Genomic DNA, 5,953 nt, shown 5'->3' on the forward strand with positions numbered 1-5,953 from the left:
GTGATCATCGCCACGGTGGTGATCCAGGGCCTGCTCTCCCGCCCCATCGCCAGCGCCCTGGGCGTCACGACCCCGCCACCCAGAGGATTCCTGATCCTCGGCGCCAACCCGGTCGCGCGTGCCGTAGGCCAGGCTCTCCAGGAGGCTGGCTTCGCCGTGCGCCTTTGCGACCATGACCGGGACGCCCTGGAAGAGGCGCGCATGGCTGGCCTGCCGACCTATTTCGGCAACCCGACCTCGGCACATGCCCAGGAGCACCTGGAGATGACCGGTCTGGGCCACTTCCTGCCCCTCTCCCCCTACCGCGAACAGAACGACCTGGCTGCCCTGCACTTCGAAGGGAGGCTGGGACATGGCAAGGTCTTCCAGCTGGGGGTCAACGGGGAACGCGACGCCGAGAGAGAGCGGCCCCGGCAACTGGCCGAGTTGCCCCGCCTGTTTGGCAAGCAAGTGACCTGGCACAAGCTGGCGAGCCTGGTGGCCCAGGGGGCGGAGGTAAGGACCACGCGACTGCACGAGACCTTCGATGTCGACGCCTATATCGAGACCCATGCGCATCGCTTGCTGCCGCTGTTCTGCATCGATGCCCAGGAGCAGGTCAGCGTCGCCAGCGATCAGTCGCCGCTCGAACCTCAGCCGGGGGAGCGCCTGATCAGCCTGGTCTACCCGGACTCTCCCGCCTTCTGAGCCTCTCGCACTGCCCGAACCACAGCGGGCAGCCCGAAGGCTGCCCGCAGTCGCTTGCACAGGAGGATCAGAAGAACAGCCGGCGCAGGGCCTGGCCGGGGTCGGCTTCGCGCATGAAGGCCTCGCCCACCAGGAAGGCGTTGACGTCATGCTCGCGCATGCGCAGCACGTCGTCCCGGGTATGGATGCCGGACTCGGTGACGACGGTCACGCCAGCGGGGATCCGCGGCAGCAGTTCCAGGGTGGTCTCGAGCCGGGTGTCGAAGGTGTGCAGATCGCGATTGTTGATCCCCACCAGGGCGAGGTCGAGCTTGAGTGCCCGGTCGAGCTCCATGGGATCGTGCACCTCCACCAGCACGTCCATGCCCAGTTCCACGGCCTGGCGATGCAGGTCCGCCATCCGGGCATCGTCGAGGGCGGCAACGATCAGCAGGATGCAGTCGGCGCCGAGGGCGCGAGCCTCGCTCACCTGGTAGCCGTGGGTGATGAAGTCCTTGCGGATGACCGGCAGGGAACAGGCGTCCCGCGCCTCGATCAGGTAGTCCTCGTGGCCCTGGAAGAAGTCGGCATCGGTAAGCACCGAGAGGCAGGCCGCACCGCCCTCGGCGTAGCTCACGGCAATCTCGCCGGGGCGAAAGTCCTCGCGAATCACCCCCTTCGAGGGCGAGGCCTTCTTGATCTCGGCGATCACCGCCGGGTCGCCGGCCTGGATGGCAGCATCAAGCGCGGTGACGAACCCTCGCGCATCAGACTGCTCGGCGGCCAGGCGCAGCAGCTCCTGCTCGGAGACGACACGCCGCCGTTCGGCGACCTCCTCCTCCTTGCGGGCCAAGATGCGCTCCAGGATGGTGGGCAGGGAACGAGTATCGGTCATGACGGGCCTCAATGGGTGAACACGCGGGTGAAATTGGCGAGTTCCCTAAGCTTCTCGAGCGGCAACTTCGAGGCCTGGGCGTCCTGCGCCATGGCCACGCCCTCCGCCAGGCTGTCGGCCACGCCCGAGGCGTAGAGGGCGGCGCCGGCATTGAGCGCGACGATGTCCGCCGCCGGCCCCTCGCCCACCAGGGCCTGCTCGACCAGCCGCAGGCTATCCTCGGCGGTCTTCACCCGCAGCGGGTCCAGGGACTGGCGTTCGATGCCGAAGGTCTCGGGGGTAATCGTGTACTCGCGGATCGCCCCGTCCTTCAGTTCGGCGACCAGGGTCGGCTGCGCCAGCGAAATCTCATCGAGGCCGTCCTCGGCATGGACCACCAGTACATGCTCGCTGCCCAGGCGCCGGAGAACCTCTGCCATCAGCGGCACCAGCTCGGGCGCATAGACCCCCAGCACCTGGTTGGGGGCGCCGGCGGGATTGGTCAGAGGCCCCAGGATGTTGAACAGGGTACGCACGCCCATCTCGCGACGCGGGCCCACGGCATAGCGCATCGCCGGGTGATGGTTGGGGGCGAACATGAAGCCCACGCCCACCTGCTCGATGCAGCGGCCGACCTGCTCGGCGTCGAGGTCCAGGTGAATGCCGGCCACGGCGAACAGGTCGGCACTGCCCGACGAGGAGGAGACTCCGCGGTTGCCGTGCTTGGCAACATGGGCCCCGCCCGCGGCGACCACGAAGCTCGCGGCCGTTGAGACGTTGAAGAGGTTGGCGCCGTCGCCCCCGGTGCCGACAATGTCGACCACGTTGTCGGCTTGCAGCCGGACCGGGTTCATCAGTTCACGCATCACCTGGGCAGCGGCACTGATCTCCTCGGCGGTCTCGCCCTTCATGGCCATGCCCACCAGGAAGGCAGCAATCTGAGGATCGCTGGCCTCGCCGGTCATGATCTGGCGCATCACTTCATGGGTCTCGGCGAAGTTCAGGTTCTCACGGCGCATCACCGCACCGATGGCCTCTCGCATCTGCATAATCACTATCCTCTAATCAGCCTCGACTCAGGCTCGGCTCAGCGGCGCCTAGACATGACGTTTGAGAAAGTTGGCCAGCAGCTCATGGCCCTGGCGGGTCAGGATCGACTCGGGATGGAACTGTACCCCTTCGACATCCAGCTCACGGTGGCGCAGTCCCATGATCAACCCCGGCGTGACATCGTCATCGTCGCACCAGGCGGTGATCTCGAGGCAGTCGGGCAGGCTCTCACGCTCCACCACCAGAGAATGGTAGCGCGTCACCTCCAGCGGGTCCTCGAGGCCCTCGAAGACCCCTTGGCCGAAATGGCGAACCCGCGAGGTCTTGCCATGCATCACCTGAGGTGCGCGGACCACCTTCCCGCCGTAGACCTGGCCGATGGCCTGGTGGCCCAGGCAGATGCCTAGTATCGGCAACTGCCCGGCAAAGTGACGAATGGCCGCCATGGAAATGCCGGCCTCGTCGGGCGTACAGGGTCCCGGGGAGATCACCAGATGGGTCGGGGCCATGGCCTCGATCTGTTCGAGGGTGATGGCGTCGTTACGGTGGGTCGCCACCTCGGCGCCCAGCTCCCCCAGGTACTGCACCACATTGAAGGTGAAGCTGTCGTAGTTGTCGATCATGCAGACGTTCATGGATCTTGTCTCCAGCCCCGCGGGGCGCCCGCCCGGCCATGGCCAAGCGATGAAATTCAGGGATGGCGTGTCACTCGAGGTTGTCCAGGCCGTGCTCGGCCATGGCCACGGCGCGGAACAGGGCGCGGCCCTTGTTGAGGGTCTCCTGCCACTCCATCTCGGGTACCGAATCGGCGACGATACCGGCACCGGCCTGGACATGCAGCTGGCCATCCTTGATCACCGCGGTGCGGATCGCGATGGCAGTGTCCAGGTTGCCGTGCCAGGAGAGATAACCGACGGCGCCGGAATAGATGCCACGCTTGACCGGCTCCAGCTCGTCGATGATCTCGAGTGCCCGGATCTTGGGGGCGCCGGAGACGGTGCCTGCCGGGAAGGTGGCGCGCAGGGCGTCCATGGCGGAGAGCCCCGGCTTGAGGCGCCCGGTGACGTTGGAGACAATGTGCATCACGTGGGAGTAACGCTCCACCACCATCTCTTCGGTGACCTTCACCGAGCCGGTCTCGCTGATGCGACCCACGTCGTTGCGGCCCAGATCGATCAGCATCAGGTGCTCGGCGCGCTCCTTGGGATCGGCCAGCAGGTCAGCTTCCAGGGCGCGATCCTCCTCCTCGGTACGCCCGCGCTTGCGGGTACCGGCGATGGGACGCACCGTCACTTCGCCCTCTTCCAGGCGAGTGAGGATCTCCGGCGAGGAGCCGGCCACCTGATGATCGCCGAGGTCGAGGAAGAACATGTAGGGCGAGGGGTTGAGGCTGCGCAGGGCGCGATAGAGATCCAGGGGCGCGGCCCGATAGGGGATCGACATGCGCTGGGATGGTACGCACTGCATGACGTCACCGGCCAGCACATACTCCTTGATCTGCTCGACCGCGTCCTTGAAGCCCGCCTCGGTGAAGCCGGAGGAGAAGTCGCCCTCCTCCACGGCGGCACTGCCCGTGCCGGGGCTGATGGTATTGAGCGTGGCGCTGCGCAGGCGGATCTCCAGGGCCTCCAGGCGCTCCAACGCGTTGGCATAGGCGCGGGGCTCGGTCGTATCGGCGTGGGTCCACAAGGTCAGGCGCCCTGAGAGGTTGTCGAACACGACCAGTTCGTCGCATACCATTAGCAAGATGTCCGGCACGCCCAGCGGGTCGGGCTTGGCGGCGGCGGCCTCGCTGCGCAGACGCGGCTCGATATAGCGGATAGTGTCGTAGCCGAAGTAGCCCACCAGGCCACCGTCGAAGCGCGGCTGATCATCCAGCTGCGGCACCTTGAAGCGAGCCTGGAACTCCTCGATCCACTCGAGCGGGTCCTCCACCTCAGCGGCGCCCTGCAGCTCACCGTCGACAATATGGCTGACAGTAAAGCCATGCACTTCTATGCGCTCGCGACTGGGCAGGCCGATGATCGAGTAGCGTCCCCACTTTTCGCCGCCCTGTACCGATTCGAGCAGGAAGGTCCAGGGGGCGTTGGCCAGCTTCAGGTAGGTAGAGAGCGGGGTATCGAGATCGGCCAGCACCTCGCGGGTGACCGGGATACGGTTGTAGCCGGCGTCGGCCAGCTCGCGGAAGCGTTCGGGGGTCATCATGCCCGGAATCCTCGATGTAACGGTTGGTCATGGTGGGCGCGGGGCGCTAGGGCAGACTCAACGAGGCAGCGTCACCATCGCCAACCGCCGCGGACAGGCGAGCGGGGCAGGTAGCGAGCGGCGACCAGAGGGCCGCCGCGGGTCGAGAAGGTGTCCGGCAGGTTGCGGCTGATCATCGACTAGGGTCCGCGTCTTATAGCAATAACATATTGATTAGGCCGCGCTTATAGCATAAGCCGAAATCACGTTAAACGAGTTCCGCCAGCGATTCAACCACGCCATCGGGGCCGCTGTCGCGCACCGGCTCGCCGTGGTTGTAGCCATAGGGGACCGCCAGCGTACGAAAGCCCGCCGCCTTCCCCGCGGCAATGTCATGGCGCGAGTCACCGACCATCAGGCAGACCGAGGGCAAGACGTCGAATTGGTTCGCCACATACAGCAAGGGGGCCGGGTCGGGCTTCTTCTGCGCCAGGCTGTCGCCCCCCAGACAGAGGCTGAAGTGCTCGGCCAAGCCGAAGGTCTCTAGAATCGGCACGATGAAGGTGCTGGGCTTGTTGGTCACCAGCGCCAGGGGGACCCCACGGTCGCGCAGGGCGTTCAGCGCTTCCCGCACCCCGGGATAGAGTCGGGTGCGAGCACTGGGGTCGCGGCCGTAGTGGTCGAGGAAGCGCTGATGAGCCCTTGCCAACAGCGCCGCATCGGGCTCCCGGCCTTGGGCGTGCCGCAATGAACGCTGCATCAGCCTGAGCGAGCCATTGCCCACCCAATCACGCACACGCGACTCGCCGCACGGTGCCAGGCCGAGATCCGCGAGAGCGGCGTCCACCGCCGCGGCCAGGTCGGGCACGGAGTCGACCAGGGTGCCGTCCAGGTCGAAGGTCACCAGCCGGATGTCGTTCAGTATGGGGTGCATGATGCCCCTCACGATGCAGTCGGGCATACATTATGCCGGACAGGCCCAGGACAGGAAATCGGCAAGGGCTCATGCTGGGGGTCCGCTCCTTGCTGAAGGGGCGATATGAGTGTGCCGAGAATCGTCGTGGCTGGGGGTGCCGCTAACGAGCAAGAACGCGTCATGTGCATCGGACAGCGGGAGCTGAGATCTTGTGGCCCGACCGCCACCTTGCGCATGTCACGCCACTGGGAACGGGAAGCGCC

At 66.2% G+C, this 5,953-nt stretch carries 6 protein-coding genes; 1 reads left to right on the forward strand and 5 read right to left on the reverse strand.

Annotation, left to right across the window (positions count from 1 at the left end; translation table 11 throughout):
• On the forward strand, positions 1-687 hold a 687-nt coding region (locus RI841_RS13640), incomplete at its 5' end, for an NAD-binding protein (RefSeq protein ID WP_310706177.1).
• Between the two features lie 67 nt (positions 688-754).
• On the opposite strand, the gene trpC is transcribed toward RI841_RS13640, so the two are convergent.
• The 5 genes from trpC to RI841_RS13665 all read right to left on the reverse strand — a co-directional run bounded on the left by trpC (position 755) and on the right by RI841_RS13665 (position 5,708).
• Positions 755-1,561: an indole-3-glycerol phosphate synthase TrpC gene (gene trpC, locus RI841_RS13645; protein ID WP_310706178.1), complete on the reverse strand. Its 807-nt coding sequence runs from the start codon at positions 1,559-1,561 to the stop codon at positions 755-757.
• Positions 1,562-1,569: 8 nt separating this feature from the next.
• Positions 1,570-2,589: an anthranilate phosphoribosyltransferase gene (gene trpD, locus RI841_RS13650; protein ID WP_310706179.1), complete on the reverse strand. Its 1,020-nt coding sequence runs from the start codon at positions 2,587-2,589 to the stop codon at positions 1,570-1,572.
• Positions 2,590-2,637: 48 nt separating this feature from the next.
• Entirely contained in the window at positions 2,638-3,225 is a 588-nt protein-coding gene (locus RI841_RS13655) for an aminodeoxychorismate/anthranilate synthase component II (RefSeq protein WP_310706180.1), read from the reverse strand.
• Between the two features lie 70 nt (positions 3,226-3,295).
• Positions 3,296-4,792 (reverse strand): anthranilate synthase component I, encoded by a 1,497-nt coding sequence (gene trpE, locus RI841_RS13660; RefSeq protein ID WP_310706182.1) that lies wholly within the window; start codon positions 4,790-4,792, stop codon positions 3,296-3,298.
• A 250-nt stretch (positions 4,793-5,042) separates the two neighbouring features.
• Entirely contained in the window at positions 5,043-5,708 is a 666-nt protein-coding gene (locus tag RI841_RS13665) for a phosphoglycolate phosphatase (protein ID WP_310706181.1), read from the reverse strand.
• Positions 5,709-5,953 lie beyond the last annotated feature (245 nt).

Origin of the sequence: Halomonas sp., assembly GCF_031581305.1 — a bacterium.
Lineage (GTDB): Bacteria > Pseudomonadota > Gammaproteobacteria > Pseudomonadales > Halomonadaceae > Halomonas.